A 25,331-nucleotide genomic window follows, 5' to 3' on the forward strand; every position below is an offset into this window, starting at 1 on the left:
TATTTCTACTAGCCATTTGTTCCTATGCACAAAAGAGCAACATGCAACTGCTAAATAAAAAGCTTGACTTTATTGCTGGTAGCCCTATCAATCTTGTTTTTAATAAAACAACAGACAGTATACCTAATTTATATTGTAGCAGTAGTTATGGAAATATTTTAATTAGTCCCACAATAAAAAACAATGAATTGCAGTACTTAATTCCTGATTTTATCAGTCAAAAATCTGGATATGTTTATTGGCAACTTACTCAAGAATTTCATCACCTTAAAGGAAGCTTTTATATACACCCTACCAACAAGATTAACAATATAGAAACTTATTTAGGACCACCTAGCATTGAAGCTGGAGAAGTAGATTACGCGATGTTGGTTACCATTCCGCTAGACAACTACAATAATCCTGTTGCCAAGAATACTCCTGTTATTATTAACACAAAACACCTAAGTAATACCCAACAAAAAACTATTCCTTTTGATGGCATGATTGCTTATCAAAAAATATACAGCAATAAAACTGCAGGAAGAAGTTTTATTAGCACTAACTGTTTAAATCAGACCTCTAAAGAATATACTTTAGAAATTGTCCCTGCAAGTCCTACAAATTTTAACATTGATTCAAAAAGAGTTCATGATTTTGGAGATGGAAATCAGGTTACTCAATTTTACACCTCAAAAATTAAAGACAGATATAATAATATTGTTGCCGATGGGACTTCTGTTACTTTTAGAATAGAAAATGATAAAAAAATGTACTTGCAAACTTTTGGCACCACTATTAACGGAATTGCCACTGCAAAAATGGTTCACCCAGACCATTCAGACACCTGGAATATTCAAGCTTTTGTAGATGGTTTTGCTGTTAGCAACACTATATCTTTAACCTATAAAAATGCTGTTAAAGATTTTAATATTGAGTTTAAAAAAGACTCTAAACATTTGGTGGTCGGTCCTTTTAAAAGCTTTATGCAACAAACTCTTCCTGATGGATTAATGGTAAAAATCTCTTTATTTGAGAATGAAAAAATAATCCAGAAAATCAATTCTCAAACCGAAGATGGATTTTCCATTTTTGACTTACACACGTTTCTTAAAAAGAATAAGAATTATAACGTAAAAATTGAAGCAGCACAAATAAGTAAACAACTAGAAATTAAACTCTAATGACTTTAAGTATTCATAAAAACATATTAAAAATATCATTATTTGTTATTTATATCACTGTAACATTACTTGTAGTATTTGGACTTAGTGCTGTGTTTACCTATTTAAACACAGGAGCTGATAGAAATTTAATACTTCATAATAAAATACACGAAACCGTACATTACCAACCCCAAATTAATTGGGATTTATCTAACACAGAAGGGAGACAAGTTAGCAACACCACTATACAAAACTTAGAAAAAGATTATCTAAACGCATGGTATGTTAAACAAGTGGCTTTTGAAAAAAACACCAATAAAGGATTAAAAGATTATTACACAAAAAGTAGTTTAAAAAACATTTTAACCTCTATAGAAAACAATACAAAAAACAATGTACACATTAAAGGAACTACTTTAAACCACAATCCTTCTTTAGATTTTTTTAGTGAAGATGGTCAGCTAATTGTAATTACCGACAAAAATGTAAAAGAATACAAAAGACTATATAAAAACAATATTTTACAATTAGAAACTACAGAAGTTAACAGCTATAAAATACTCCTGTTGCTAGAAGATGGTTTTTGGAGGATTAGACAAATTTTAAGAATTAATCCTACTAACAACAACACTTCGCAAACTCCTTTCATCAATTTAGAACAAGATATTAAAGGAATTAACTATTATCCACAAAACACCGCATGGGATATGTTTGGTGATGATTTTGACACTCAAATTATAGACAAGGATTTTAAAATTATTAAAGATGCAGGATTAAATACCATTCGAGTTTTTATTCAGTATGAAGATTTTGGTAAATCGGAAGTAAAACAAAATAAATTAGAAAAACTTACAAAAACATTAAACCTAGCTAGTAAAAACAACCTAAAAGTAATCATTACGCTGTTTGATTTTTATGGAGATTACCAAGTGTTAGATTGGACTTTAAACAACAAACACGCAACTACCATTGTCAACCATTGTAAAGAACACCCTGCTTTGTTGGCTTGGGATATTAAAAACGAACCCAATTTAGATTTTGATTCTAGAGGAAAACAAAATGTTTTAGCTTGGTTAAAACAAATGATTTACCATGTAAAAACCACAGATAGACATCATCCTGTAACCATAGGATGGTCTAATACAAAAAGTGCCACTTATTTAAGTGATATGGTTGATTTTGTAAGTTTTCATTATTACGAAGATTTAAATCAACTAGAAAAAGCTTATCAACAATTAAAGAAAGAGATTCCTACAAAAGAGATTGTGTTAGGAGAATACGGAATGTCTTCTTACCGAGGACTTTGGAGTCCTTTTGGAAATTCTGAAAAAGATCAAGCTGAATATCATCAGCAATTTCAAGAAATAGCCCACAAAAACAAGATTCCTTTTGTTTCTTGGACTTTGTATGATTTTAAAAAAATCCCCAAAGAAGTTGTTGGACAACTTCCTTGGAGAAAATATAATCAAAAGCATTTTGGTTTTATAAATCAATCTGGGAAAAGAAAAGCATCCTTCCAATATATTGCTAAGCCGTAATCGCTTGTGGAGCTTTTCTTGCAAAGATTGATTCAAAGTTGTTAATATACATATCTGCAATAGTACTCATTGGAAATGCTGTTGCAGCTCTGTAATTTGCTTGTCCTAAAGAAGTTCTGTAAGCTTCATTTACCACTATATTTTCTATAGCTGTAGCCAAACTATCTACACAAGTAGGATTAAAAAACTCTCCTTTATATCCTTCATCTTGTACTAACAAAGCCAAATCTCCTAAGTCTGGCATTACAACTGCTTTACCATAACTACCTGCTTGGTGTAATACTCCTGAACTACCTGTTGTTGCTGTGTATGGAAATACTACTACTGCACTATTTTGAAACAATGGAGCTACTTCTTCTTCTTCTACATATCCTGTAAAACGCACACCAGAAACATGCTTATATTGCTCTTGTACTCCTGCTAAATATCCTGGCACATTTGGGTTGTCTGTTCCTGCAATTACAACTTCTAAATCTAATCCTGTGTTAGTTCTTACTTTTTCTACAGCCTCTATCATAGACTCTACTTTTTTGTAAGTTCCAAACTTTCCAAAAGTCATAATTTGTAAAGGTCCTTCTTTTGTTTTAAAACTTGGTCTTTCAGACACCTCAAAAGTACCATGTGGAATTAATACTACATTTTTTGCGTTGTATTTAGATTCTAAAATATCAACATATTTTTGCATGGTTACCGCTACAGTATCTGCTTGTAAAATTAATTTTGTTAAACTAGATCCTATAAAACTATATAATTTTTGCATCAGTTTGTTTGAGGTAAATCCGGCAGTACCTAAATCTACTTCTTCTAAAATATTGTGTAATAAAACTACCGTAGGAATTCTTTTAATTCTACAAATTAACGGCAACATTAATCCAAGAGCCGCTGCAACTTTTTTATCTCCAAACTTCATAAATTGTAAGTTGAATAATACTGCATCTGGTTTTACTTCATTAATAGCGCTAGTTACGTTTACAATATTTGTATAGCTATTAAATTTCCAACATTCTTTTACAGTAATTTTACATCCTTGCTCTTCAAAATTTAAATCTTTAGCCTCTGGAGTTTCATCTGTTAATAAAATGATTTCTGATATTTCTTGTTTTTGTCTAAAGTTTTTAACCAAGTGATATGCATACTCATTTAAAGTTACTTTACTTGGTGGATACGATGTTACGATTGCTAATTTCATAATGCTTTGTGTTTTAATTATGATGTAAAATTGCAACATAATCAGAGTTAAACTCTAGCATTTTAGGCTGTTAGCGGGTTCCTTTAGATGAATGGAAAGAGGATTTATTTTTTACCATTCATCGATACTTTCTTAGTATCGATGAAAAAGAAAATAACTTGGGTGAATAGTAAAAACACCATTGCAAACATTTGTACATGCACCACTTGAGCCAAAGAAGTATGATAAAAAACTACCAACAAAACTTGTAACGCTCCAAAAACAGCAGAAACCAAAACTGGCACATACTTATCTAAAGACAAAAAGTAATAAGCAAAAATATTTGCGACTGCAAAAACTCCTGTTGCAAAAGCGTATTTCCATAATAATGGAGCAATATGCAAATAATCACCTCCAAATAATATCTGTACAATAAATGTTGGGAACATAGCACAAGCCAAAACTATAGCACTCGCAATAACAGCAATGTAAGAAACGTATTTCATCAATACTTTTGTTGTGTCTTTTCCTTCTTTTTTAAGCTGAACCACTGTTGGTAATAATAACATCACAAACATCCAAGCTACAAAGTATACAATACGACCTATTAAAGCTAATGAAGCATACAACCCAGCGTTATAAGCATCAAAATAATGTTTTACCAATAAGATATCACTATTATTAATGATGATTTGTGACAATTCATAAAAAGCAGTAATCACAAAAAACTTTTTTACAAGTGATAAATCTTTTTTAGGTAGCACCTCCTTGCTTGTAAACTGTGATTTGTTAAAATTTAAAGGAAACAACCCTACTATTAAAGAAACCAAAACTCCTACTGCTATAACTACCGAAGATTGTGAGTGAAACAATAAAACCAAAATTAAGGTAAGCCCTAACCTTGTAAACATTTCTGCCTGATAAGTAATAGACAACAGCTTAAATTGTTTTTTCCCTTGAAAAAAACCTCTGTTTACACTCATTAAAAAATACAATGGAACCCCAATTCCAAAAATGGTAAACATGGTAGAAGAAGAGGTGTGAAAAATTTCTTGTAAATCTTTAGCAAACACCACTACCATGGCTCCAAAAAAGATTCCTACCACTACAGCGTTTTTGTAAATCTTTTTTACAAAAGCACCAAAAACAGTATCTGGCAAAGTAACCGTGAATTTCGCAGCAGCTAACTGAAAAGTCATAGCTACAAAAGACAACACCAACAACATTGTGATTAAGATTGCTGCATCAGAAAATTGCTCTGGCCCTAAAATTCGTCCCAATAAAAGATTGTATAAATAATTTCCTCCATTAACCGTTAACACGCTTAACATAAATAACTGCTCTTGAGATAGTATTGGTTTTTTAGTGATAGAAATTGACAACATAGCTTTCATATTTTGGGTTAAAATTTGGTAGTGACTCATTAAATCTGATACAAATTTCACCTAAACCTCTTCCAAACTAAGCTATATTTCGTTGAATTGCATTTTGCTATCGGTGAATAAACGACCTAATATCATTAACTTGTAATCATCAAAAAAAAGCTACTAATGAAGAAATTTATCATACTATTCACATTCTTATTTTCTCTCCATTTCTATTCTCAAGAAATGCAAAAAGGATTTAGCTATCTGGAAACAGGAGATTATAAAAAAGCAGAAACTTTTTTTGAAAAAACTTTAAAAGAATACCCTAACAACAAAACCGCCAAATTATGTTATGGTAGAGCCGTAGGACTAAATGGAAAACCTGCACAAGCCGTAACTATTTTTACTGAATTACTAGAAGCTTACCCTAACGATTTTGAAATTCAGTTAAACTATGCAGAGTCTTTATTATGGAGTAAAAAATTTAACCAAGCAAAAGAATATTACATCAACCTAACCTCTACCAATCCTAAAAGCTTCCCTGCTTTATTAGGATATGCCAACACATTGTCTAATTTAAAAGAGTACCATAGCGCTTTAGAATATGTTAACAAAGCTTTAGAGGTATTACCTAACAATGCTAATGCAATGGTTTCTAAAAAATACATATACTTAGGATTGGCCAACCAACAACAACAAAATCAACAATACGGAAAAGCTATTGCTACTTTAAAAACCAATTTAAAACTGTTCCCTAAAGACAAAGACATCTATTTAAATTTAGCCAACACTTATATTATTGCCAAAAAACATCAAGAAGCAGAAGCTTTGTTTGTAGAAATGCAAAAAGATCCAAATCTATATTTTCATGCTAAAAACGGTTTATCTTTAAACGCTCATTTACAAGAAAAAGACAAAAAAGCACTTGAAATAAGTACCAAAACTCTTGCTGAAATTGACAATAAAACATCACAAAAAGATATAAAAAGCACACAAGAAAGATATGCTCAAGCATTAATTTGGAATAGAAAATTTGGTGCTGCAAAAAAATACATTGATCAAATTTCTAAAGGCAGAGAAAAAGAAAATTGGATATTAGGACTAAAAGCAACACTATACACCTACACAGGAGATTTTAATAAAAGTTTAAATACCTACAATGCCATTTTATCAAATGATGAAACCTCTTTTGATGGAAATTTAGGAAAAGCCAATGCCTTAAAAGCAAACGGACAAATTGATAATGCGTATTTGGCTGCCAAACAAACTTTGGTACATTTTCCCAATCAAAAAGATGCACTAAACTTTATTAAAACTTTAAACAGTGCTTATATTCCAACTTTTGAAACAGATGCAAGATATAGTTATGATAATGGTGATAGTGAGGCTTACACCTCCACTTCTCGTGTTATTTTTCCAATGAGTACAAAACTCACCCTGTCTACTCAATATCAATACAAAAGAGCTATCAATGAGGTTACAGATAACAACAGTACTTCTAATTTAATAGGAGCTGGATTAGGATATCAATTACATCCAAAAATAAATTTTCTTGGAACTGTTGGTATTAATAAAATTAACGGAAACATCAGTAGTTACGATCAGTTTTACACTGATATTCTTTTTAAAACCAAACCTTTTAAATTACAAAGTTTGGATTTTGGTTATAAAAGAGAACTACAAAATTTTAATGCCGAATTGTTAAACAGAGAAATTATTCAGAATAATTTTTACGGAAATTACAACCTAAGCACAAACTTTAATTTAGGATGGTTTACACAATATTACTACACCACACAAAATGATGACAACACAAGAAATTTATTATTCACATCGTTATATTATAATCTTTTGCCCAAACCGGCTTTAAAAACAGGTATTAATTTTCAATACATCACTTTTAAAAATCAAGTACCTACTATTTATTTTAGCCCTGCAGAATTTAAAGCTGTTGAAATTTTTGTAAACCTTATTAAAGAGCAAGGAATAGCCAAAACTCACAATTGGTATTATGGCTTAACCGCCGCTATAGGATATCAATACATTGAACAACAAGCAAAACAAAGTACTTATAGAATTCAAAGTAATGTAGGGTATAAATTTACCGATAGGTGTTATTTAGAAGCTTTTGCCAATCACAGTAATATAGCTTCGGCAGCAGCTAGTGGATTTACTTTTACAGAATTTGGTGTAAAATTTACTTGGCATTTTCTTAAAAAACCAATTTTTAAAACACCTTTATAAAAGATTTAATCTTTTCATTAACTCTGGTCTGTTAGACCTACTAACAGGAACCACATCTTTTTTAATCAACACGCTATTATCTTCAATATCGATAATCATTTTGGTATTGATTACATAAGATCTATGTGTTTTTAAGAAGATATCTTTTGGAAGTTTCTCTTCAATCTTTTTTAAAGTAGAGTGAACCACATAGTTTTTAGTTTCGGTTTTAATTTGAATATAATCTCCTTTGGCTTCGATTAAATAGATATCTGGAATATTTATTTTCACTAATCTTCTATCAATATTTACATATAAATCTTTACCCGGAGAAGCAGTGGTTGGTTTTTCTTGGCTATTTTCTTGTGGCGCTTCAACCTTAGTAGGACCACTTGACAACATTGCATTTTCTACCTTTTTAACAGCCTTTAAAAAACGAGGTAACGCAATAGGCTTCACCATATAATCCACAATACAATCATACTCAAACGCATCAATCGCAAATTGAGTATCCGAAGTAATTAATACTATTTTAGGTGGATTTTTTAAAGTTTGTATAAAATCAAAGCCTGTAAAATCGGGCATATGTATATCTAAAAATATCAAATCAACATCGTGTTGGTTTAAATATTTTATAGCTAAAATAGCATTTTCAAATTCTCCATCTATCTGAAGACCTCCTGCTTGACTACATAATTGGTTAATCACCATTCTTGAAGTAGCCTCATCATCAACAATAATACAGTTCATACATACAATTTTAACGAGATGCTAAAAACTGGGTCATTACAGATAGGGTTTCTTTGAATTCATTTTCCAAATCTGAATTACCCGCCCTAAGGTTATTTTCATAATCTACCGCAGTTTCATAACTCTTTTTCAAACCCAAAATACTAATTTTATGCTTAAGTTTGTGAACTATTTCTACAATTGATTTCTGATCACTCATAATCAGACTATTAAAATACGTTTCTTTTTCTTTAGGAAACTCAGTTAGCATAATTTCCATCAGTTTTTTCTCAAATTCTTCATCTCCTCCAGAGAGTTCTTTGATATAATCTAAGTTAGGCTTTTCCATTCTATTTATTTTTTAACAAAAAATTAAATGTAGTCCCGTTGTTAACCTCTGATTCTACCCAAATTTTTCCATGATAAATTTCCACAATTTTTTTTACGATTGAAAGTCCTATACCTATTGATTGTTGAGTGTTTTCTAGCTTAAAAAAAGCTTTAAAAACTTTATCAAAATAATCTTTTTCAATTCCTTTACCATTGTCTTTTACATAGAAATGAAACAAATCTCCACCAGGTAAATAACCTACCTCTACCCATCCTTTTTCTTTATCGTTATAAGCTACAGCATTTACTATCAAATTTTGAAAAAGTTGCTGTAATCTATGTTTATCACCATTTATAACTGGCAATTCTCCTTTGACCCTTACCTCTATATGATTTGGTATATCAATATATTCAATAATCTCATTTACCAATAAATTTAAATCTACAGGGTAAATAACCTCTTCTTTTTTACCTAGAGTAGAATACTCTAAAATACCTGTTACCAAGGCATCCATTTTTTCTACATTAGCCCTTATCAACTTTATTGTTTGTTGACCAGGGTCATCAATCACCTCACCGTAGTCTTCTTTTAACCATGCTGTTAACGCATCTATACTTCTTAAAGGTGATTTTAAATCGTGAGAAACCATGTGAGCATATTCACTAAGTTCATTATTTTGATATTCGAGCTCTTTTAACATTTTTTCTCTTTGCTTGTTCATCTCCACAATTTCTTGTGTTTTTAAACTCATCAAATCAATAAACTTTTTGCTTTCTTTTTTTACTTCTTTAGCAACTACCTCATCAAGTTTTTCATTCCCCCTTAAATTATCAACAACATTTTTAAGTTGAGCAATAATTTCTTGTTGTCTATCTGTATCTTTTTTTAACAATTCATTAGCTTCAAACAGCTCATCAGAACTAATTTTCATGGCACGTTGTAACATTAAAAATTGTTCATCATAATTATCATAAGACCTATCAATGGCGTCCAAAAACACATTTATATCTGGATGATCTATTAACTCTTGGGATAAGTATTTTCTAATTTGTCTTTGCAGTAATGAATTCATTATTCGCTAATTAATGTTACTGTAATAGTTTGGTTGTGTAATCTACAGGTATTTTCTCCATTAAAAGGAGCAATTTCACCATATGAGTAAAACCCACTAATGGTAGGAATGTCTCCAATAACATTTACAATCTCCTCTACCTCTTCTTCAACTCTTTGATCTAACACTAATTTACGCCCTATACAACTTACAAACAGAGCTAATTCTGAGTCTTTAATCCTATTTTTAGTAGCTCCTTTTACCGCCATTTCTGATGCATTGGCAATATTATCTATATTGGTCATCATCAGTTGAACCTTAGCTCCTTTTGGAATATCTCCTGCCAAAATCATGGCATTTTTTTCATCATCTATATTTAAAATAGTTCTTACTATAGACTGCTCTTCCCCTTCTATTTTTACATTTAAAGGATATAGTAGTGCTGCACTAGGTAATTCTTTTGATTTTTCTCCTAAGTATTGTTTATACAAATCCAAAGCAGGTTTGTTGTCTAACTCAAACAAAACATTTCCTTCTGATTGAGTTACAATTCTTTCTGGTCCAAAAGGAGTCCATCCTCCAAATATTGAAAAAGAAACTTCTAAACTTTCACCATATAAACCAATTGCAATAATTTCTCCTTCTTTAGGCTCCTCGTTATAGCCTGCAATTGTTCTTTCAAATCTTTCGGAATCTCCACATAGACCTCCTGTAATTAGAACATTATCAGGGGCTACACTTTTCATTCCATCGGTTAATTTACTTCCATTAATAAAACTCCCCTCTGAAACTACAAATACAAACTTTAAGTTCTCTAAAGGAAACTGTTCTATAAGTTCTTTTCCTGTTTTAAAACTATCTAAATCTGTATTTAAAACATTACTAGTTTTAATTAAATACTCACTTTTTTCAAAATCTATAGCAGTAGCTGTAACACTATTATCTTCTACATATTTAGAAGTTACATTTCCACAACTTGAGCCAATAACAATATGAGCGTTTTCGAAAATTTCTTTGATCTCTTCGTAAACCGGAATGGATTCTAGAACCAATCTATTCCCAAAAACCAATACTAACGGTTTTTTTAAGGGTTGATTTTCACCAATAAAATCCCATTCTCCTTTGTCATTTCTTGTTAATTGTACTCTTTTCATAGCTATTTTTCTTTTTTAATGGTAAAGTAAAATGTGGTTCCTTTTCCTGTTTCACTTTCTAACCAAATATTTCCATGATGAAGTTCTACAATTTTTTTCACAATTGAAAGTCCAATACCCGAAGAATCTTTTCTCTTGTTTAGTGAGTGAAATATTTTAAAAATTTTATCGAAATATTCTTTCTCTATTCCCATACCATTATCAGAAACTGAGAACTGATAATGAGTAGTCATTTCTGTACAAGAAACAATAATCTTTCCTATTTCTTTATCAGAAAACTTGATAGCATTGCTTAATAAATTCTGAAAAAGCTGTTGTAACTTTACCTTATCTCCCATCACTATTGGCAAATTTTCTTCTATAGAAATATGGATGTTTTCTGGAACATATATAATTTCTACTAGCTCTTTAACCAAGTGATGAACATCTACATTTTGATTTAAATTTAAATTGGCACCTACACTAGAATATTCTAAAACATCAGAAATTAAATCCTCCATTTTTTCTAATGTTTTTTCAATCAGCACTAAGTTTTGAACACTCATTTCATCCAAGTTCTCAATATTATCTTCTTTAATCCATGCCACTAAAGCATTAATACTTCTTAATGGCGATTTTAAATCATGCGAAACAATATGGGCGTACTCCTGTAAGCTTTCATTACTTTTTGCCAAGTCTTTAAGCAGTTCTTCTTTTTGTTGCTCTAATTTTTTAAGATTGGTAATATCTAAATGAATCCCTATAGATCCTGAAACCTCTCCATTTAAATTATAATTAGGGGCTCCACTAATTAACCAGTAACGAGTATCTCCTGTTTTTGTATGTACCTGTATTTCATAAGAATTAGAATCTCCTTTTTTTCTATTTTCAGATTCGATTGCCAACTTTGGCTTGTATTCATTTTTTAAAAAAACATCAGCAGCCTTGTTCCCTAATAAATCCTTATTAGAAAAACCGGACATTTCTAAAAAACTGTGATTAGCAAAAAGAATTTTATCATCATTATCAACTTCAAGTAAACCAAGATTCATATTAGCGATGATATTGCTATACTTTTGCTTTTCTGCCTCTAACCTTTTTTCGTATTTTTTACTTAATGTAATATCTCTTAAAATTCCTTGAGCAGCAATAGGTGTATTATTTTCATCGTAGATGATACTTGCATTCACCTCAACTAATTTTACCTCAGAAGTACTCGTTAATATATTTATATAGAAGTTTGAAATCCTTCCTGTATCCATCAATACTTTAAATGATTCTGATACATAATCAAGATCTTTGGGCTGAGTTAATTTCATTAAATTAAATCCACCATCAGACAAACGGTACCCTATTAACTTTTCAGCGGCTTCGTTCATTTTAATCGCATACCCTGATAAATTCATCATGATATATGGATCTACTAAGTTTTCGTAAAACCCTTTTAACTCAGAGTTTTTTACTTTTAATAAAGCCTCTAGTTTTTCTTTATTCTTTTTATCTTTTTGTGATAATGAAAAAAGCTCATCAGATTTTTTTTCTAAAATTTGCTCTGCTTGTTTTCTTGCTATACGTTCCCTAGCTAAAGCCCTTTGTAATATTTCTATTTCTTTTTGACTCATACAACTCTAGCAATCGTAAACTTTACTTCGGTTCCATCTTCTTTAAGTTTTTCGTACTCTATAATGGCATGCTCTCCAAACAATTTAAAAACTTGCTCCATTAAACCTTTACCTAAAATGTATAAAGCTTTATCAGATTTATAAATCATGACCAACTTATCGTCTTTATGTTCTATTAATTCAAAAGTAGGTAACTGAGCATCCATGTATATTTTCTGAACCTCAAAGTGAATATGATTTTCTATTGAAGCCAGCAAATCCATTGGATTCTTATAATGTTCAACCAAATTAGGATGTGACTTGATTAGTGTATTAAAAAAATGTTCGGCAAAAACCATTAAAAGATCATCTACCGACACAGAAGTATTAAGACTTAAATTAGAAATTAACTGAAGCATTTCGGAAAAATCATAAGTTCCTATAGAAGTATAAGCTCCACCTGAATTTAATTCTGATTGACTAATAATATTATCAACCATTTCTAATCCATATTTTTCTTCAACCAACTCTAAAAAGTCAGTAAAAACTATTCCTTTCATCTATAAAGTAATTAACTGGTTAACACTCCAATAAGCTAATAACTTTTCTATTTTAGATACATACTCCTCATATTTCAAAGGTTTTAACACATAACCTGATATCCCTAACTTATAACATTCTAATAAATCTTTTTGATTGTTAGAAGTACTTAAGATGATTGTTGGAATATGTCTTAAATTTGGATTGTTTTTTAAAATAGTTAAAAACTCAATACCATTTATTTTAGGCATGTTTAAGTCTAATAAAATGATATTTGGCAACCTATCTTTTTGTTCCAAAATTTTTAACCCTTCTTCTCCATTAATAGCATTCACCATTTTATGAGATAAATTTAACGAAGAAATGGCTCTGTTAAATTTCATCACTTCAATAGCGTCATCTTCAATCAACAATATTTTTAAGGATGTGTTCATTAGTTACTATTTTGTATCTATATAAAATTAATCATTTAATAGGAGCAACTTTTTTTATATCGTTAAAATAGCAATTATCTATCGACGAATGGCAAATATTCATCGATAAATGTATTTTTATTTAAAAAAGCATTGTTAAACTATAAACGATAACTATTCATCTACATTAAAAAATCATTCAACTAATTTTTTGAAAATAAGCTCATACACGCCATAATTTTGGAATATACAAACCATTAAAACCAACTATTATGAGAGCTGCTACACAAAAATTAAATTACTTTGAATTTATTAATAGAATTAAGAGCGATCCATATTTATACACCTCGGTATATAATGACGCGAAGAAAAATCTAACTCCCGAAGAGTTTAAAAGATTACAACAAAAATTATCTATGGGTAAATAACGTTTTAAAACAAAAAAACCACCTCGGACTGAGATGGTTTTGGGCTTTAAGTAGTGGTCCCACATGGGCTCGAACCATGGACCCCCTGATTATGAGTCAGGTGCTCTAACCAGCTGAGCTATGAGACCTAAAGCGGTGGCAAATTTAATATATTTTTATATTCTCGCAAATAAAAACGAAGTTTATATTTTAGACTTTTCTCCCCATTAAATAATGTCCAAAAGCAATTAAGTTCTCTTTGGTTGATTCTGAAATAGATACGTCTTTTAATACATCAAACGCTTTTTGAGTATAATCTTTAATTTCTTGTTGTATTCTATTTACAGCTAAAGATTTTATAAATAACTCTTTAGCAATTTTAACCTTTAATTCTAAATCATCTTGGGGCTTTGTAAACAAACTTAACAACTGCTCTTGATCGTCTCCCTCAAGATTCTCTAACGCTTTTAAGTATAGAAAAGTTTTTTTATTTTCTATAATATCCCCACCTACTTGTTTTCCAAAAGTTTCAGGATCTCCAAAAGCATCTAAATAATCATCTTGTAGTTGAAATGCCAATCCTAAATTTAGACCGTATTGGTACATCGCCTCGGCATCTTGTTCTGAAGCATCGGCTATAATAGCTCCCATTTTTAATGCTGCAGCCACCAAAACTGATGTTTTTAATCTAATCATTTCAATATATTCTGATATAGAAACATCATTTCTATTTTCAAAATCCATATCGTGTTGCTGTCCCTCACAAACCTCTAATGCTGTTTGCTGAAACAATTTCATCAGTTTTTTATATGTATCTCCTTCATAAACCTCTAAATACTGATTGGCTAAAATCATCATGGCATCACCAGAAAGAATAGCTGTATTTACATCCCATTTTTCATGAACTGTTGCTTTTCCTCTTCTTAAAGGAGCATCATCCATAATATCATCATGCAATAAGGTAAAGTTATGAAAAACCTCAACAGCCAAAGCAGCGTTTAATCCCTGCTTATAATCTTTACCAAAAGCATCAACACTCATTAATGTTAATAATGGCCTAATGCGCTTTCCACCCAGTTCTAATATATAATGAATAGGGTTATATAAAGTTGCTGGTTCTTTAAAAGTAGCTTTTTCTTTTAAAAAAGAAAGGAACGAATTTCTATATACTGTTAAATCCAATGAATATTTTTTTTGTAAAAGTAATACAATGGTTGACTTTACAAAAACCTAATATTAACAAATATTTATATTTACTTAAACTCAGGAAACTTTTTTGGTTCCTAGAGTTTCCCTACGTATATTTGCAATGAAAAATTAATAAAAATGAAATGTAAAATACTTGAAAAAGCATCAGAAATGTTTTTAAGCCTTGGGTTTAAAAGCGTTACTATGGATGATATTTCTAACGAATTAGCCATTTCTAAAAAAACATTATATACTCATTTTTCTACCAAAAAGAAATTAGTAGAATCTGTTTCTTTATACATGTTTGATATCATAGATAATGGTATTCAAGGAATTTGTAAGAAAAAACAAAATCCTATTGAAGAACTTTTTGACATTAAAAGGTTTGTAAATAATATCTTAAAAAAAGAAGATACTTCTCCTCAATATCAACTCCAAAAATTTTATCCTGATATTTTTGAAAGCCTAAGTAAAAAGCAATTTAACACCATGCTTATTTGCGTAAAGAACAACCTAGAGAGAGGAATTAAAGATGGACTTTATAGAAGTGATTTAAATGTTGATTTTATTTCTCGTATTTATTTTACAGGTATGAGTGGAATTAAAAATGAAGATATTTACTCAAAAGAACAATTCAATCAAATGTGGCTAATAGATAGTTATTTAGAATATCATTTAAGAGCCATAACAACCGAAAAAGGACTAAACACACTAACCCAAATACTTAACAACAATAAAGATTAATTTATGAAAAAGAACTTTATTATTTACTTATGTTTTTTAGCATACTTAATAGTTCCCGCTCAAGAAAAAGTACAAACAAAGGTACAAGACAGTATCAAAACCAATTTTTCTTTACAGGAGGCCATTGAATTTGCTTTAGTAAACAACAGGAATTCTCAGAATGCAACTCATGATATTGAAGCTGCAAAACAACAAAAATGGGAAACCATTGCTATTGGATTACCTCAACTTAACGGGAAGATTGAATATAAAAATTATGTAAAATATCCTATTCCAGGAAATCAAACTGCAGGGGATTCTTTTATTAATTTTATTTTTCCAAAGCAAAGTCTTACACCGAGTGTTACTTTAAGTCAACTTATTTTTGATGGTTCTTATATTGTAGGACTACAGTCTGCAAAAGTGTTTTTAGATATTTCTAAAAATGCAAAAGCCAAAACTGATCAAGAAATTACAAAAGGAGTTACTAGTGCTTATAGTAATGTTTTATTAACCGAAGAAAGTATCAAACTGATTCATAAAAACATTAAAAGTATAGAAGACAATCTACACGAATCTAAAGCAATGTTAGAAAACGGTTTTGCCGAAGAAGAAGACATAGAACAGCTTCAAATTACTTTAAACAACCTAAATAATAATTTAGAAAGTTTAGAAAGAATACATAATATTTCTTTAAAAATGTTGAGGTTAACTTTAGGATTTATTGATGATGTAAACCTTACTCTTACAGAAGATTTACAAACTTTAATTACCCAAACCAAAGAACAGCCAACTGCTTTTAATGATTTTTCTGTATTCAATAATATAGATTACAAAATTGCCGAAAACGAAACCACCTCTAAAAAATTATTATACAAATTAGAGCAAGCTAAGTTATTACCGAGTATTAGTAGTTTCTTATCTGCAAATTATATTGGTAACAGTCACGATTTTACTTTTTTTGACAAAGACCAAACATGGTTATCAACAGCTTTATTTGGAGTAAGTATTGACATTCCAATCTTTTCATCTTTTGCAAGTACAGCAAAACGTAAAAGAGCCAAAATAGAATGGTTAAAATCTCAAAATAAATTAATTGATACTGAGGAACAAATACAAATCAACTACCAAACCATACAGTCCGATTTAGATTTGGCAATCAACACTCTTGATAACAAAAAACGAAATCTTAAATTGGCAGAACGCATAGAAAACAAAAACAATATTAAATACAAAGAAGGAATTGCAAGTAGTTTTGAATTAAGACAAGCACAAATGCAATTATACAGTAGTCAACAAGAATATTTACAAGCTATGGTTGATGTTATCAACAAAAAAGCAGAATTAAATGCATTACAAAACTAAAATCGCTCTCAAAAATAGAATTATGAAAAAATTATTATTCGCCATAGCTGCAACTACCATGATTGCGTGTGGATCTAAAAAAGAACAAACAATTGCAGATATTATTGCAACTAAAAATATAAAAGAAATTAAAGCCAAAAGAGCTCTACTTCTTACGGATGTAAAACAATTAGATCTTGCTATATCAGAATTAGATACTGTTAAAAAAACTACATTAGTTTCAACTTTATTAACATCTACCACAGATTTTTATCACTATGTAGAAGTACAAGGAAATGTAGAAACCAAACAAAACTTAATTCTTTACCCAGAAATTAACGGTACTTTAAAATCTGTATTAGTTAAAGAAGGGCAACAAGTTAGTAAAGGACAAACTATTGCTATTATAGACGATTCTGGTTTAAACGACCAATTGGCTCAATTAGAAGCAGATGCCGAGTTAGCAAAAACTACTTTTGAAAGACAAGAGCGTTTGTGGAATCAAAAAATAGGTTCTGAAATTCAGTTCTTACAAGCTAAAACAGCATATGCTGCTAAATCTAAAGCTGTTGACAATCTAAAAGCACAAATTGCAAAAACACAATTAAAAGCACCTTTTAGCGGAATTGTAGATGATATTATTACCGATGCAGGATCATTTGTTATGCCTGGTCAATCTCCAATTATACGTTTGGTTAATTTAAGCAATATGACCATTAGCGCAGAAATTCCTGAAACTTTTATCAAATATGTTAAAAAAGGAAAAAAAGTAGATTTATACATTCCTGTGTTAAATGCACAAGCAGAAACTACTATTACACAAGCAGGAAATTACATCAATCCAAACAACAGAAAGTTTAAGGTAGAAATGAACATCCCAAGTAATATTGCAGCAAAGCCAAACATGTCGGTACACTTGAATATTAATGATTATCACAACGAAGCGGCTATTTTAATTCCACAAAGCATTATTTCAGAAAACGAAAACAATAAAGAATACATCTTTACTGTGGCTAAAAAAGGGAACTCATACATCGCTCAAAGAACATTTATTGAGTTAGGTAGAACTAACAAAAATGATGTTGAGGTAATCAAAGGGTTAGAACCAAACACTATGATTATTATAGAAGGAGCAAGATCTGTAAAAGAAGGTCAAGAAGTAACTATTTCAAAATAAGTTTATCATGTCCGAAAACAAAAAAACAAATAAAGAATTCGCATGGTCGTCGTGGGCTATAAACAATAAAACCACCATGTATGTATTGGCTGCCTTAGCACTAATACTAGGAATATCAGCCTATAACAACCTACCTCGTGAAAGTTTTCCCGAAGTTAAAGAAACTAAAATATACATAAGCGCTCCTTATCCTGGAAACACAGCAGAAGATATAGAACGTTTAATTGTAGATCCTTTAGAAGATCAACTAGAAAATGTTAGTAATGTTACAGAAATCACTTCAACTTCTCAAGAAGATTACGGGATTATTGTAATTGAGTTTGATGAAAAAATTACTGTAGAAGCTGCAAAGCAAAAAGTAAAAGATGAGGTAGATGGTGTTAAAGCTGGAGAAGACTGGCCTACTTTTAACGGTGCCAAGGTAGACCCTGCTGTTTTTGACCTAAACATTTCTGAGGAAATGCCAATCTTAAACATCAACTTAACTGGTGATTATACAGTAGAAAAACTAAAATCTTTTGCAGAACTTTTAGAAGATGAAATTGAAGGACTTTCTGAAATCAAAAAAGTTGACATCAGAGGAGCACAGGAGCAAGAAGTAGAAATTGCTGTTGATGTTTTTAAAATGTCTGCTGCTCAAGTTAGCTTTGATGATATTATTAATGCTATCAAACAAGAAAACATCACCATGTCTGCCGGTAACCTTATTACTAGCGGACAACGTAGAACTATTAGAATTTTAGGAGAAGTAGAAAATCCTAATGAGCTAAAAGACTTTGTAATTAAAAGACAAGGTGGGGTTATTTATTTAAGAGATGTTGCTCAAGTATTTTTCCACGAAAAAGAAAAAACAACCTATGCTCGTGAATGGGGTAAAACCGTAGTAATGCTAGACGTTAAAAAACGTGCTGGTAAGAACATGGTAGAAGCTGCGAATAAAATAAAAGAAATTATTAAAAATGCAGAAGCAAATTATTTACCAGGAGATTTACACGTAACCATTAGTAACGATCAATCTTCTAACACACTAAACCAAGTTGATGACTTAGTAAACAACATCATATTTGGTATTTTATTAGTGGTAATGGTATTGATGTTCTTCTTAGGTTTTAGAAATGCATTGTTTGTTGGTTTTGCCATTCCTATGTCTATGTTTATGTCCTTTTGGATCATAGAATTATTAGGCTACACCATGAACACCATGATTCTTTTTGGATTAATTATGGGATTAGGAATGTTGGTAGACAACGGTATTGTGGTTGTAGAAAACGTATTCCGTTTGATGGATGAAGAAGGAATGACCAGAAAAGAAGCTGCCAAAAAAGGAATTGGTGAAATTGCTTTCCCTATTATTATTTCTACAGCAACAACTGTAGCTGCTTTTATTCCGCTTGGACTATGGCCAGGTATTATGGGGCAGTTTATGAAATACTTCCCTATTACTTTATCTATCGTATTAGGTTCATCATTATTTGTAGCTATTTTCTTTAACTCTGTATTGGTTTCTCAATTTATGACCGTTGGAGAGAAAAAACTTACTTATAAGCAATTAACCAGATTGACCATTATTTTATGTGGATTTGGTATTCCAATCATGTTATTTGGAGGTGCTGTTCACGGATTTGGAAGTTTAATGGTAGTTACCTGTATTTTATTTTGGTTATACAGATTGTTTATTAAAAACGGAGCTATTTTCTTTCAAGAAAGAATTTTAACATCATTTGAAAATGGTTACGAAAAAGTACTTCGTTTTTCTTTAAGTAGCTGGAGACCTTATGTGTTTTTAGGAGGGACTTTTGTATTGTTAATAGCTTCTTTTATGGTGTTTGGAGGATCTGTTGCTTCTGGAAAAACTCAAGTTGAATTTTTCCCAGACAACAAGCCTAATCAGATTATTGTATATCTAGAATACCCACAAGGAACAGATATCGAAAAAACAAATGCCATTACTAAAGAAATAGAAAACCGTGTTTTTAATATTTTAAATGGTGATGAATACACAGACAACGGATACAACTTTTTAGTTGAATCAGCAGTCTCTCAAGTAGGAATGGGTGCAGGGAACCCAAATACTGATGGTAACGATTCTGAAATGCCTCACAAAGGTAAAATTACTGCTACCATGAGAGAGTACAAATACCGTAGAGGAGCAGATTCAGAATTATTAAGACAAAAAGTTCAAGAAGACTTAAAAGATCGTTATCCTGGTCTTGCTATTTCTGTAGAAAAAGATGCTGCTGGACCTCCTGCTGGATATCCAATTAACATAGAAATTCAAGGAAATGACTACGATGAATTGGTTTCGGTTGCTGCAAGAATGCAAAAATTTATATCAGCTCGTAACATTCCTGGTATTGATGAGTTAAAAATTGACGTAAACAAAGCAAAACCTTCTATGGAAGTTTATGTTGATAGAAAAAAAGCTGGAGCTTTAGGAGTACCAGTAGTTATGGTTGCCAACCAACTTAGACGTTCTATTTTTGGAGAAAAAGCTAGTGTTTATAAAGAAGATGGTGAAGATTACGACATTTATGTTCGTTTTAAAAAGGAAGATAGAACCAACACTAGTTTGTTGTTTAATCAAAACGTAATTTTCCGTGATCAAAATGATGGACAAATTAAGGAAGTGCCTATTTCTGCTTTAATTTCTCGTAGAAACACTTCATCTTTTAGTGCTATTAAGCATAAAAACGGAGTTCGTACGGTGGTTGTTTACTCTGCATTGGCTCCAGGTTATAAAGATGCTGCTGCTGTGGTAAAACAAATTGAATTAGAAATGGCTGATTTTGAATCTCCAAAAAACATCTCATTTGATTTTACAGGACAAATAGAAGAGCAAAACAAACAAATGAGTTTCTTAATGGGAGCTTTAATGACTGGTTTAGGATTGATTATGTTTATTCTAGTTTTCCAATTTAACTCTATAACAAAACCAGCTATTATTATGGTGGCAATCTTCTTAAGTTTTACAGGAGTATTCTTTGGAATCATTGGTATGGGAATGAGTTTTGTGATTATGATGACCATGATGGGAATTATTTCTCTAGCCGGAATTGTGGTAAATAACGGAGTGGTATTATTAGACTACACCCAACTGTTATTTGATAGAAAAGCAGAAGAGTTAAATCTTCCTGAAGACGAAGTAATTTCTATTGAACACGCTTTTGAAGCCATAGTACAAGGAGGTAAAGCACGTTTAAGACCCGTAATTTTAACAGCTATCACCACTGTTTTAGGATTAATTCCTTTGGCTATTGGATTTAACATTGATTTCTTTGCCTTGTTTAACACAGGAAACCCAAATATTTATATGGGAGGAGATAATGTTATTTTCTGGGGACCATTAGCATGGACAGTTATTTTTGGATTGACCTTTGCTACTTTCCTTACCTTGATTATTGTGCCAGTAATGTTTTATTTACTACACAGAATTAAAGTAAAAGTGAAAAATAAATAAAAAAAATCTATTATATAAAGAAAAAAGGACTGTGTATAAACACAGTCCTTTTTTCCTTTTATCTAATCATTAATTAACATTTGAAGGGAACAAAAAACTCTTATTTTAGTATTTTTGCGGCATGAAAAAATTGTTATTGATTGCTTTATTAGTACTAGGTACAAATTTTGCAAAAGCTCAAGAAGACAAAACCAGTATTTCTGCTGGATACACATCGGTTAAATTAAAAATTAAACTAGACATCCCTGATCATGATGTAAGCGAAACTGAATCAATGAATGCTACTGGTTTTTTTATTGGCTTGATGAGAGAAATTCAAATCAACTCTAAATACAGTTTTAAACCAGGAGTAATATATACAAACCTGTCTTCTGATGAAGGAAATAATGATGATAAAATAGAATATATTCAAATTCCATTTTTATTTAACTATTATCCAAACGAAAAAGTATTTTTATCAGCTGGACCAAAGGTTGACTATCTTATAGAAGATCAAACCGAAGATGGGTTTCATAAAATCTCATTAGCTCTAGGTTTAGGAATAGGATTTGAACTATCTAAAAAATTAGATATTATTGCAAATTATTCTATCCAGTTGTCTGATAGTTTAGGTGATGAATATGATGATAATTTATCTAGTGATGCTAATACAGATATAAACACATCATTAAAACAAAACTTTTTTAATATAGGATTAGCGTACAACTTTTAAACTCAACATATAAATATTATAGAAAGCCTCGAATCTTTAAAAGATTCGAGGCTTTATTTTTATTTTAGCTTTATGCAAAACAAAAAAACATACACTGTAGAAGAAGCCAAAAGAGCTTTAGAAAATTATTGTGTATACCAAGATAGATGTCATAAAGAGGTAGAAGAAAAATTAGCTAAAATGGGCATGATTCCTCAAGCCTGTGAAGTAATCATTTTGCATTTAATGGAACATAACTTTTTAAACGAAGAACGCTTTTCTAAAAGTTTTGCCAGAGGTAAATTCAGAATAAAAAAATATGGAAAAGTAAGAATTACTCAAGAACTTAAATTCAGAAATATTTCAGACTATAATATCAAAACAGCACTAAAAGAAATTGATGAAAACGAATATATAGAAACACTTTACAACTTGTCTTCTCAAAAATGGGAAAGCACCAAAGAATCTAACTTCTATAAAAAGAAAAAAAAGGTTGCTGATTTTTTACTTAGAAAAGGATATGAATCTAGCTTGATTTATGAAGCATTATCTGAATACAATCAATCATAAACAATAAAACTACTCAATAGAATCTAACTTAGAAAAAAAGAAATCTTCTTCTATTAATTCTTTTTCAAAATCATTTTGCTCATATATCGCATTGATTTTGGTGTTAATCATTCTAAAAATAGTAAAAAGCCCTTGGGTTTGTTTAATAATTTCATCAACAGTAATCGCAGGAATATCTTTCATTTCTTGCAACCTTAATGCTTGGTTAAACAAAACATTCATTCTTGCTCTCATCCCTCTTTCATCTAATACTTTTACGGTAATAGAATCTCGCATCAATTCAACATCTTTAACCAATTCTTCTGCTGCATTTAATGCCTCATTAGGAGTAGTTTCTTTTAATCCCTCTAAAGCCTTGGTTACTTTAAAATATCCTTTCCAATCTACAATAGAATCTTTATAAATGATTTTTATAGGAGCTATAGAATCAAAAACAATAGTTTCGTCTTTGGTATTTAAATACTTTTCATTTTTAGCTGTTTCCTTAACAGACTTTTGTGTTTTCTTTTGCTCACAAGCAATAAAAACAGTGCAGAAAATTACAAATAGGGCGATGTATTTCATATACACAAATATATAAGAATCTTATTGATGATGATGTTATGGTTTTAAGATTTCTATAAATCTAATCGGTTTAAAATCAAATTTAAATAAATAAAAAAATAAACGATTATTTTATGGATTGCTAATATATTTGCAATAAACAAAATCATTTATGTTAGTAGATTTTAATCAGCTTGAAAACACCGCCAAAGTTTTTTTATATCCTAGCAATAAAAAGTTCCATCCCGAACTACTTTCAGAAATTGAGGCTAAAGTAAACGATTTTGTATCTCAATGGTGTGATAAAAATGATATTGAAGCAGGTTTTGATATTAAATACCAACGCTTTATTATTATTGCCATTAACAACACCAAACCAATTACAACAACCATTATTGATGAATTGGTTAGTTTTATTTTTAAACTTCAGCTAGAACACGAAATTGAATTGTTAGACAAATTAAATGTTTGCTTTAAACAGGGAGAATTTGTGCAATACAAAGATGTTAAGGAGTTTAAAAAACTAATCAAAAACAAAAGTGTAAATAAAAACACCATTGTTTTTGATAATTTAATTAACACCAAAGAAGAACTAGAATCTGACTGGGAATTACCCGCAGAAGATACTTGGTACTCTAGGATGTTTTAAAGTTACTTTTGACTAAAAACAATAGGTAAGCTAAACAACAAATTCACAAACTTTCCGCTTTCTGGCAAACAAGCAGGAATAAGCACAGGTAGTTTACTCAATGCTTTTTCTACTTGATGTTGTACTAAAATACTTTTTGAAGCAGATTTCACTTTAACCTCAGAAATCTCCCCAAAAACATCTACCTTAAACATCACATATATTTTATATTTCTCGTCTTTGGTTACAGGAAAATACTTTGCAAACTCTTTTACATCAACATACTCTTTAACACTCTCGTTTACAGCTACCGAAAAATCTAACTTATGTTGAGATCCCTCATCTTCATCTCTATTTTTCATTAACATTACAGCAATAGTCTTTTGCCCTTTAACAATACGACTGTTGAATCCGTTTTTATCAGCAGAAAAAACCTTTCTCTTTTCTATTTTCTTCTTAGAATTTAAGGTATGCGTAATGAAAGTATATTTTTTCTTTTTTGAACTCCAGTTTTTCCATTTTCCAAACGGAAACCCTTCTTTGTTTACCCCTTCACAAACTAACTTTCCTTTATTACTATAAATTGTATGCGCTCCATCAGGAATTCCATTCTTATAATAAGCTTTGTCTCTAATAGAGTATTTTCCATCTAATACATCATCCAAATATATGGTTTGTAACAATCCGTCTCCTCCATTCATTTGAGAGGCAAGTAAAACATTACCATTTATATCATAAATATCTGAGATATAAATCAATCGTTCGTTCTCATATGCTCTCTCCTCTAACAATTGACCATTTGGATAAAAAAGTTTAACCTTTTCTTTAATGGAATCAGTTCTTATCACTTCTTTTTTAAGTCCTAAACCAATTTCTTCTTTACTATAATTTACTTTGTTAATAGGATCATAAGAGTAATATTCTACAAGCTCGTTTTTATTATTGTACCTAAGAATACTATCTAACCTACCTTTATCATTATAATATTCCTTAGAACTTAAAACGTCTTTTTTAAACGAATACCAAAGTCCCACCTTTTTTCCTTCGTGAAAAGTTCCTTTTTGAAGATAGTTTTCTTCTGGATCTTTATAAATCCATTCTCCTTCCTTTTGATCGTGTTTATAACGACCACTAACCACAACATCTCTTTTAAAAAATTCTTTATAGTAGCCGTGTTTTAAAGAATATCCATGCTTTGGATCTATACCGTTATCAATTACCTGATATTCTCTTTTAGTATTTGAAACTCCTTTTAATTTTTCTTTAACAACTTTTATTTTAACATTTTGGGCAATACTAAAATTCATGACAAGGCTCATCATGAACAAGGCAATTAATCTCATAGTTTTTTTTCTAAAAATAGA

General features: G+C 30.5%; 23 protein-coding genes and 1 tRNA gene. 11 read left to right on the plus strand and 13 right to left on the minus strand.

Annotated elements, in window-relative coordinates; all coding sequences use genetic code 11:
• Nucleotides 1–41 precede the first annotated feature (41 nt).
• Together AXE80_RS11700 and AXE80_RS11705 are read left to right on the plus strand one after the other, a co-directional pair.
• The gene (locus tag AXE80_RS11700; protein ID WP_083194660.1) at nt 42–1,163 is read left to right on the plus strand and encodes a hypothetical protein; all 1,122 of its coding nucleotides are present in this window, start codon (nt 42–44) and stop codon (nt 1,161–1,163) included.
• Entirely contained in the window at nt 1,163–2,683 is a 1,521-nt protein-coding gene (locus AXE80_RS11705) for a glycoside hydrolase family 2 TIM barrel-domain containing protein (RefSeq protein WP_068827535.1), read from the plus strand. The genes AXE80_RS11700 and AXE80_RS11705 overlap by 1 nt, the downstream gene beginning before the upstream one ends.
• Here the strand turns inward: AXE80_RS11705 and AXE80_RS11710 are convergent.
• Both AXE80_RS11710 and AXE80_RS11715 read right to left on the minus strand, forming a co-directional pair.
• Nucleotides 2,673–3,872: a glycosyltransferase gene (locus tag AXE80_RS11710; RefSeq protein ID WP_068827536.1), complete on the minus strand. Its 1,200-nt coding sequence runs from the start codon at nt 3,870–3,872 to the stop codon at nt 2,673–2,675. The genes AXE80_RS11705 and AXE80_RS11710 overlap by 11 nt on opposite strands.
• A gap of 104 nt (nt 3,873–3,976) precedes the next feature.
• Nucleotides 3,977–5,236 carry an oligosaccharide flippase family protein gene (locus tag AXE80_RS11715; RefSeq protein ID WP_068828893.1) on the minus strand — a complete coding sequence of 420 codons (1,260 nt, stop codon included), beginning with the start codon at nt 5,234–5,236 and terminating at the stop codon, nt 3,977–3,979.
• A gap of 165 nt (nt 5,237–5,401) precedes the next feature.
• Here AXE80_RS11715 and AXE80_RS11720 point away from each other — a divergent pair, with 165 nt between their 5' ends.
• Nucleotides 5,402–7,462, plus strand: coding sequence for a tetratricopeptide repeat protein (locus AXE80_RS11720; RefSeq protein WP_068827538.1), 2,061 nt, complete (start codon nt 5,402–5,404; stop codon nt 7,460–7,462).
• Here the strand turns inward: AXE80_RS11720 and AXE80_RS11725 are convergent.
• The 7 genes from AXE80_RS11725 to AXE80_RS11755 are packed head-to-tail and all read right to left on the minus strand — an operon-like array spanning nt 7,457 to nt 13,260.
• Nucleotides 7,457–8,191: a LytR/AlgR family response regulator transcription factor gene (locus tag AXE80_RS11725; RefSeq protein WP_068827540.1), complete on the minus strand. Its 735-nt coding sequence runs from the start codon at nt 8,189–8,191 to the stop codon at nt 7,457–7,459. The two genes, AXE80_RS11720 and AXE80_RS11725, sit on opposite strands and share 6 nt — an antisense overlap.
• A 10-nt stretch (nt 8,192–8,201) precedes the next feature.
• On the minus strand, nt 8,202–8,519 hold the full coding sequence (locus AXE80_RS11730; RefSeq protein ID WP_068827542.1) for an Hpt domain-containing protein: 318 nt from the start codon (nt 8,517–8,519) through the stop codon (nt 8,202–8,204).
• Between the two features lies 1 nt (nt 8,520).
• Nucleotides 8,521–9,573 carry a sensor histidine kinase gene (locus tag AXE80_RS11735; protein ID WP_068827544.1) on the minus strand — a complete coding sequence of 351 codons (1,053 nt, stop codon included), beginning with the start codon at nt 9,571–9,573 and terminating at the stop codon, nt 8,521–8,523.
• On the minus strand, nt 9,573–10,706 hold the full coding sequence (locus tag AXE80_RS11740) for an FIST signal transduction protein (RefSeq protein WP_068827546.1): 1,134 nt from the start codon (nt 10,704–10,706) through the stop codon (nt 9,573–9,575). Before AXE80_RS11740 ends, AXE80_RS11735 begins: the two co-directional genes overlap by 1 nt.
• A gap of 2 nt (nt 10,707–10,708) precedes the next feature.
• Nucleotides 10,709–12,307, minus strand: coding sequence for a PAS domain-containing sensor histidine kinase (locus tag AXE80_RS11745; RefSeq protein ID WP_068827548.1), 1,599 nt, complete (start codon nt 12,305–12,307; stop codon nt 10,709–10,711).
• A complete protein-coding gene (locus tag AXE80_RS11750; protein ID WP_068827550.1) occupies nt 12,304–12,846 on the minus strand; it encodes a heme NO-binding domain-containing protein in 543 nt (180 codons plus the stop codon). The genes AXE80_RS11745 and AXE80_RS11750 overlap by 4 nt, the downstream gene beginning before the upstream one ends.
• Nucleotides 12,847–13,260 (minus strand): response regulator, encoded by a 414-nt coding sequence (locus tag AXE80_RS11755; RefSeq protein WP_068827552.1) that lies wholly within the window; start codon nt 13,258–13,260, stop codon nt 12,847–12,849. It abuts the gene before it with no gap.
• A gap of 251 nt (nt 13,261–13,511) precedes the next feature.
• On the opposite strand from AXE80_RS11755, the gene AXE80_RS14400 reads away from it, so the two are divergent.
• Nucleotides 13,512–13,667, plus strand: coding sequence for a hypothetical protein (locus AXE80_RS14400; protein ID WP_157359402.1), 156 nt, complete (start codon nt 13,512–13,514; stop codon nt 13,665–13,667).
• A 54-nt stretch (nt 13,668–13,721) separates the two neighbouring features.
• Here AXE80_RS14400 and AXE80_RS11760 read toward each other — a convergent pair.
• A tRNA-Ile gene (locus AXE80_RS11760) sits at nt 13,722–13,795 on the minus strand.
• A 61-nt stretch (nt 13,796–13,856) separates the two neighbouring features.
• A complete protein-coding gene (locus tag AXE80_RS11765) occupies nt 13,857–14,828 on the minus strand; it encodes a polyprenyl synthetase family protein (RefSeq protein WP_068827554.1) in 972 nt (323 codons plus the stop codon).
• Between the two features lie 144 nt (nt 14,829–14,972).
• Between AXE80_RS11765 and AXE80_RS11770 the strand changes: the two genes are divergently transcribed.
• From AXE80_RS11770 to AXE80_RS11795, 6 genes are all read left to right on the plus strand, one after another.
• Nucleotides 14,973–15,578, plus strand: coding sequence for a TetR/AcrR family transcriptional regulator (locus AXE80_RS11770; protein ID WP_068827556.1), 606 nt, complete (start codon nt 14,973–14,975; stop codon nt 15,576–15,578).
• Nucleotides 15,579–15,581: 3 nt separating this feature from the next.
• Nucleotides 15,582–16,922, plus strand: coding sequence for a TolC family protein (locus AXE80_RS11775; protein ID WP_083194661.1), 1,341 nt, complete (start codon nt 15,582–15,584; stop codon nt 16,920–16,922).
• 22 nt (nt 16,923–16,944) lie between these two features.
• Nucleotides 16,945–18,078, plus strand: a complete 1,134-nt coding sequence (locus AXE80_RS11780) for an efflux RND transporter periplasmic adaptor subunit (protein WP_068828897.1) — start codon at nt 16,945–16,947, stop codon at nt 18,076–18,078.
• A gap of 7 nt (nt 18,079–18,085) precedes the next feature.
• Nucleotides 18,086–21,535: an efflux RND transporter permease subunit gene (locus tag AXE80_RS11785; protein WP_068827559.1), complete on the plus strand. Its 3,450-nt coding sequence runs from the start codon at nt 18,086–18,088 to the stop codon at nt 21,533–21,535.
• Nucleotides 21,536–21,656: 121 nt separating this feature from the next.
• Entirely contained in the window at nt 21,657–22,247 is a 591-nt protein-coding gene (locus tag AXE80_RS11790; protein ID WP_068827561.1) for an outer membrane beta-barrel protein, read from the plus strand.
• A gap of 72 nt (nt 22,248–22,319) precedes the next feature.
• Nucleotides 22,320–22,796, plus strand: coding sequence for a regulatory protein RecX (locus AXE80_RS11795; RefSeq protein ID WP_068827563.1), 477 nt, complete (start codon nt 22,320–22,322; stop codon nt 22,794–22,796).
• A 9-nt stretch (nt 22,797–22,805) separates the two neighbouring features.
• Here the strand turns inward: AXE80_RS11795 and AXE80_RS11800 are convergent, their stop codons facing one another.
• Nucleotides 22,806–23,360 carry a hypothetical protein gene (locus AXE80_RS11800; protein ID WP_068827565.1) on the minus strand — a complete coding sequence of 185 codons (555 nt, stop codon included), beginning with the start codon at nt 23,358–23,360 and terminating at the stop codon, nt 22,806–22,808.
• A 151-nt stretch (nt 23,361–23,511) separates the two neighbouring features.
• Here AXE80_RS11800 and AXE80_RS11805 point away from each other — a divergent pair, with 151 nt between their 5' ends.
• Nucleotides 23,512–23,988 (plus strand): ABC transporter ATPase, encoded by a 477-nt coding sequence (locus AXE80_RS11805; protein ID WP_068827566.1) that lies wholly within the window; start codon nt 23,512–23,514, stop codon nt 23,986–23,988.
• A gap of 2 nt (nt 23,989–23,990) precedes the next feature.
• Here AXE80_RS11805 and AXE80_RS11810 read toward each other — a convergent pair whose 3' ends face one another.
• Complete coding sequence (locus tag AXE80_RS11810; protein ID WP_157359403.1) at nt 23,991–25,310, minus strand: toxin-antitoxin system YwqK family antitoxin; 1,320 nt, start codon at nt 25,308–25,310, stop codon at nt 23,991–23,993.
• Nucleotides 25,311–25,331 lie beyond the last annotated feature (21 nt).

Source organism: Wenyingzhuangia fucanilytica (assembly GCF_001697185.1).
GTDB classification, from domain to species: Bacteria; Bacteroidota; Bacteroidia; order Flavobacteriales; family Flavobacteriaceae; genus Wenyingzhuangia; species Wenyingzhuangia fucanilytica.

Bases quoted from the DNA above. Each gene is read 5' to 3' on its own strand.
- AXE80_RS11700 (WP_083194660.1), top strand. From the start codon at position 42: ATGCAACTGCTAAATAAAAAGCTTGACTTTATTGCTGGTAGCCCTATC.
- AXE80_RS11705 (WP_068827535.1), top strand. From the start codon at position 1,163: ATGACTTTAAGTATTCATAAAAACATATTAAAAATATCATTATTTGTT.
- AXE80_RS11710 (WP_068827536.1), bottom strand. From the start codon at position 3,872: ATGAAATTAGCAATCGTAACATCGTATCCACCAAGTAAAGTAACTTTA.
- AXE80_RS11715 (WP_068828893.1), bottom strand. From the start codon at position 5,236: ATGTTGTCAATTTCTATCACTAAAAAACCAATACTATCTCAAGAGCAG.
- AXE80_RS11720 (WP_068827538.1), top strand. From the start codon at position 5,402: ATGAAGAAATTTATCATACTATTCACATTCTTATTTTCTCTCCATTTC.
- AXE80_RS11725 (WP_068827540.1), bottom strand. From the start codon at position 8,191: ATGAACTGTATTATTGTTGATGATGAGGCTACTTCAAGAATGGTGATT.
- AXE80_RS11730 (WP_068827542.1), bottom strand. From the start codon at position 8,519: ATGGAAAAGCCTAACTTAGATTATATCAAAGAACTCTCTGGAGGAGAT.
- AXE80_RS11735 (WP_068827544.1), bottom strand. From the start codon at position 9,573: ATGAATTCATTACTGCAAAGACAAATTAGAAAATACTTATCCCAAGAG.
- AXE80_RS11740 (WP_068827546.1), bottom strand. From the start codon at position 10,706: ATGAAAAGAGTACAATTAACAAGAAATGACAAAGGAGAATGGGATTTT.
- AXE80_RS11745 (WP_068827548.1), bottom strand. From the start codon at position 12,307: ATGAGTCAAAAAGAAATAGAAATATTACAAAGGGCTTTAGCTAGGGAA.
- AXE80_RS11750 (WP_068827550.1), bottom strand. From the start codon at position 12,846: ATGAAAGGAATAGTTTTTACTGACTTTTTAGAGTTGGTTGAAGAAAAA.
- AXE80_RS11755 (WP_068827552.1), bottom strand. From the start codon at position 13,260: ATGAACACATCCTTAAAAATATTGTTGATTGAAGATGACGCTATTGAA.
- AXE80_RS14400 (WP_157359402.1), top strand. From the start codon at position 13,512: ATGAGAGCTGCTACACAAAAATTAAATTACTTTGAATTTATTAATAGA.
- AXE80_RS11770 (WP_068827556.1), top strand. From the start codon at position 14,973: ATGAAATGTAAAATACTTGAAAAAGCATCAGAAATGTTTTTAAGCCTT.
- AXE80_RS11775 (WP_083194661.1), top strand. From the start codon at position 15,582: ATGAAAAAGAACTTTATTATTTACTTATGTTTTTTAGCATACTTAATA.
- AXE80_RS11780 (WP_068828897.1), top strand. From the start codon at position 16,945: ATGAAAAAATTATTATTCGCCATAGCTGCAACTACCATGATTGCGTGT.
- AXE80_RS11785 (WP_068827559.1), top strand. From the start codon at position 18,086: ATGTCCGAAAACAAAAAAACAAATAAAGAATTCGCATGGTCGTCGTGG.
- AXE80_RS11790 (WP_068827561.1), top strand. From the start codon at position 21,657: ATGAAAAAATTGTTATTGATTGCTTTATTAGTACTAGGTACAAATTTT.
- AXE80_RS11795 (WP_068827563.1), top strand. From the start codon at position 22,320: ATGCAAAACAAAAAAACATACACTGTAGAAGAAGCCAAAAGAGCTTTA.
- AXE80_RS11800 (WP_068827565.1), bottom strand. From the start codon at position 23,360: ATGAAATACATCGCCCTATTTGTAATTTTCTGCACTGTTTTTATTGCT.
- AXE80_RS11805 (WP_068827566.1), top strand. From the start codon at position 23,512: ATGTTAGTAGATTTTAATCAGCTTGAAAACACCGCCAAAGTTTTTTTA.
- AXE80_RS11810 (WP_157359403.1), bottom strand. From the start codon at position 25,310: ATGAGATTAATTGCCTTGTTCATGATGAGCCTTGTCATGAATTTTAGT.